Origin of the sequence: Sphingobacterium sp. HSC-15S19, assembly GCF_050433745.1 — a bacterium.
Classification (GTDB): domain Bacteria; phylum Bacteroidota; class Bacteroidia; order Sphingobacteriales; family Sphingobacteriaceae; genus Sphingobacterium; species Sphingobacterium siyangense.
The window spans coordinates 1-4,067 of record NZ_JBNPWQ010000080.1; the positions used below are offsets into that span (position 1 = coordinate 1).

The following is a 4,067-nucleotide window of genomic DNA, read 5'->3' on the forward strand; positions in this document are numbered from 1 at the left end:
TGGGTCTTTTTCTTTCATGACCGTGTCGTTTGAATAATTGAATATAAATAATCTTATTGAATTATTCCTTTGACACAGTTTATGTTACAGTCTCACACAAGTTTATTCTGCAAACGCTACCTAGCAGATTTCATTGCTTTAACTTTTGTTGTATTTTCATCCGCTACAAATTTCCGATAAATAGCTGTTTCCATTCCGCATAAGGCGACCTTGCCTTCACTATTACTATGAATCCCATACCCATATGTCTTTGTAAGAGGGGAGGCGCGCAGGCATGCTTGTCCTTTAGAGAAAAAAACTGTTCTTGCTTCGGGATATTCGTCTGGCGTTAGGTTCCTTCTTTCCGCATAGACTTGGAAAATAATATCGTCAGATGTATACTGATAAGGCGCTGCGGCGATCAATTCATATTGTCTTTCAGCTATGGTTTTATGGCGTTTTGATGGTGGAATAGTACCCTTAACTACTTTGGTATCTCTTGCAGCTTCAATTAAAGTATTGAAGTAATTTGTCGAATGGTTTTTCATAATTTTTATTTTTCTTTAATCAAAAGGCATGTAATGATAGAAACAAAAATAATAGAATATCTTGCGATCTGATAGTGGATCGCAAGATATCTTATGAATTACCGATTATTGTTGCTGTTCTATATTACAGCGCTGCTTTTATAGCGGCTAGGCAATCGGACTGATATTTCATGATATTATCTTTATCCGAAGCAGAGATTTTTCCTTCAACAAGATTTTTTTCAATCTCATTTTTTATATCCAATATCGATTTTTCTTTATCCAATGCTTTTTCTGCAGTTTCTGCATTGATACGGTCTACCCAGGTTTTGCCTAGCTTTGTATAAAGCTCTTTAGCTTTAGCATTGGAGAGTACTGGGGCAGTCACTGAAGCAATTGCTGCATTGGCCGCGGCTTTATCTGAATAAACGACTGCTTCCGCATCTTTTGTTGCAGCATCTTCTGAGGTTTTCATGGCCTCTTCATTAGCGTCAGCTGCTTTTTCCTCCGCATTTTCCATGTGCTCGGTTGCTTTTTCTTGTGGTGTTTGATTGTTACATGAAACTAGAATTGCTGCAGTCGCTAATGAAGCGAATAATGTTTTGTTTGAAATCATAATATTATTTATTTAGTGACAATGTTTAAATGACAAGATTTACTGATGAATAGTTTTACTAACTAAAGATTAACATCCTATCTTTGCGTAAATATTACGGAAAATGTGGTTTATACGTGTTTTGTTGTAATTAGTTCATTATGAGTTTTGTGGCGTTTTGCTTCAGGACTTCTTAATCTATTAGCCAATAATATAAAACCGTATAAAAATTTCGCCGATCGCTTAAATTCTTTCGAATTCTTTATATGACGTTATTTATACTTTAATTGAGTAATATCCAAGATAATCCAAACAAAGTCGTAAAAAGTATTGTTAATTAAATACAGACTGCTTGTCCGGTCATGAAGAAAGTTTTAAAAGCTAGGCACCTTTCCAACCTAGCTTTTTTATTTTTCACCGAATAGCCAATTAATAGGCTTCAATACCAGCCATCCAGATTACTCAGATTCTGAATAATTATTGGACAATCGTTTGATCCGCTTTTAGTAGTTATTTTTTTCTATATTAGCCTTAGATATGACATGTTTGAAGAGGGGTGCTAGATTTTATTATGCGTGGCAAATTATCTCTTTCGAGAATTTCCTGTTATTAGTAAATTAAAAGATTAAAAACTAGCAAAATATGCGTCAACTGGAGTGCCACGAAGAAGAAATCCAACTATGCGGTAAAATCCAATATTTCGGTTTCCTTTGTATTTTTGATGAGAGTGGGTGTATTGCCGCAAGTGAAAACCTATCTGCATTGCTCGATATTCCTATGAGGGGAATCTTAGGGAGATCGATCGAGCAGCTATTGCCTTTGATATCGTCCGAACCGGAGTTGAATCTCAAAGAAATAGAAAAACAGATCACAGGGGAGATATTTACACGTTTTGTAGAACGTATCCGTATCAAAAATGTAGATTATTATCTAAGCATTTACCGGTATGATGAGAAAACATATCTTGAAATTGAGATTTGTAGTGAGAATCAATTAAAAGCGACTCGTTTATTCTATTATGCGAAATACCTTGAAGAGCGTCATGGTAATGCTTGGCAATCATTGACTGTACTGATCCGCCAGATTATTGGTTTTGATCGTGTCATGGTATACCGTTTTGAAGAGGACAATAGCGGACAGGTAATTGCAGAGTCCATTGCAGACGGGATGACCTCATTGATGGGGTACCGTTATCCAGAATTTGATATTCCGGCACAAGCACGCGCGCTATATGTTAAATTCCCTGCACGCCATGTAGCAGATATTGAGGCACCAACTATTGCTATACAGGGCCTGGAGGCAAGTGAAGTAGACCTGACTCGTTGTAGCCTCAGAGCGTTGTCTCCCGTGCATTTACAGTATCTTAAGAATGCGGGTGCACGTGCCAGTGCCAGTTTTTCTATCGTTATCGAGGGAAGACTCTGGGGACTTGTGGCCTGCCAGAATAGTCTACCTTTGAATGTGGACCTTGCCCAACGTCACTTATGCGCCTTCTTAACGCAGTACGCTATAAATTATTACCTTTCAGAATATCAAAGGGAAAGTCTTGTCGCCCAGACTATTATGGGGGTTATGGAACGTGACCTGAAGTCTGAATTATTGGTGAACAATGATATCGGAATGGTGCTTGAACGCTTCGCTCCGCAAATTTTGGAAATAGTTGAGGCAGACGGATTGGTAATCAAACATGACCGTGGTTCCAAAACTTGGGGTGAAGTACCGACAGAATTAGAGCAACGACAGATTGATCTGTATATAGAAAAACAGGGCGAGAGTGACTTATTTTTCACATCAAATTTTGTTCCTGATAGGGCCCACTCAGCACAATCGCTCATATTTCCTGGTATTTTACGGATAAATATTCTTCCCAGCAATAAATGGTACATCTATTTATTCCGGAAAGAGCACGTATATGAAGATGTGTGGGCAGGGAGACCGGAAAAAATATATCATTACGATCCCGAAAGGGAAATAGAGTTTCCGTCACCCAGGACATCATTTGAAGCCTGGCGTGAAACGATGAAAGGCAAGTCTATTAAATGGAAAAAAACGGAGCTTTCCTTCATTGAAAAAGTTGCACAAATAACCCAACAGGCTATTGCGCAACGGGGCGGGGAGATTGCTCAGCTCAATAAGGAGCTCGTAAGATCAAACAATGCCTTAGATACGTTTGGCTATACATTGACTCATGATCTTAAAAACCCTCTTTCTTCCATAAAGCTTGCTGCACAGATGATGTTGATGAAAGATGATCTTCCGAAAGAGATGTTGCGAAAAATGGCAACGAATATCATCGATGCGACTGGACTGATAACAGAAATGATGGATAAGGTTTATCAACTCACACAGTCTAATTATGTAGCATTCAAAACAGAACTGATCGATCCTCGAAACAAAATTCTTAATATTCTCGAAAGTTGCAAGCAGCAGTTTGACAGTACAAGTTTGGAATTTGTCTTAGGGGAGACCTGGCCCATTCTCGGGGAAAGAACACTGTTATATCAGCTGTTTTTAAATCTGATCGGCAACGCGGTAAAATATAGCAGTAAAAAAGATCAACCAAGGGTGGAAGTTTATAGTGAAAAACACGGCCATTCAGTTTACTATTATATTAAAGACAATGGCATTGGAATGGATATTCAGGATGACAGTAATATATTTGACATTTTTAAACGGCTGTCAAATTCGCAGGGCTTTGAAGGATCGGGGATTGGACTTTCCATCGTCAAACGTATAGCGGATCGTCTTGATGCCAAGGTTACTGTAGAAAGCAATCTCAGCGTGGGTACAACGTTCTGTGTTAAATTTAGAGGTTGATAGATAATGATGTAATTTACAAATCCATTATGGTATCTAAACCACGTTTTAATCCTTTAAATTTACATTTAATTTTCCGATTACACACAAGCGGATAAAAATTGGCGAGAGCTATCGCAATCAAAGCAAGTCCCGCTGCTTATCTTTAT

The 4,067-nt window shown here is 38.2% G+C and carries 3 protein-coding genes; 1 reads left to right on the forward strand and 2 read right to left on the reverse strand.

Annotated elements, in window-relative coordinates:
- Window positions 1–116: 116 nt before the first annotated feature.
- Together L1283_RS28230 and L1283_RS28235 are read right to left on the reverse strand one after the other, a co-directional pair.
- Window positions 117–527: a DUF6157 family protein gene (locus L1283_RS28230; RefSeq protein WP_145329081.1), complete on the reverse strand. Its 411-nt coding sequence runs from the start codon at window positions 525–527 to the stop codon at window positions 117–119.
- Between the two features lie 124 nt (window positions 528–651).
- Entirely contained in the window at window positions 652–1,122 is a 471-nt protein-coding gene (locus L1283_RS28235; protein ID WP_088161472.1) for a hypothetical protein, read from the reverse strand.
- 621 nt (window positions 1,123–1,743) lie between these two features.
- On the opposite strand from L1283_RS28235, the gene L1283_RS28240 reads away from it, so the two are divergent.
- Window positions 1,744–3,918: an ATP-binding protein gene (locus L1283_RS28240; protein ID WP_088161473.1), complete on the forward strand. Its 2,175-nt coding sequence runs from the start codon at window positions 1,744–1,746 to the stop codon at window positions 3,916–3,918.
- Window positions 3,919–4,067 lie beyond the last annotated feature (149 nt).

Excerpts from the sequence above, each read along its gene's own strand:
- L1283_RS28230 (WP_145329081.1), bottom strand. The coding sequence starts at position 527 with ATGAAAAACCATTCGACAAATTACTTCAATACTTTAATTGAAGCTGCA.
- L1283_RS28235 (WP_088161472.1), bottom strand. The coding sequence starts at position 1,122 with ATGATTTCAAACAAAACATTATTCGCTTCATTAGCGACTGCAGCAATT.
- L1283_RS28240 (WP_088161473.1), top strand. The coding sequence starts at position 1,744 with ATGCGTCAACTGGAGTGCCACGAAGAAGAAATCCAACTATGCGGTAAA.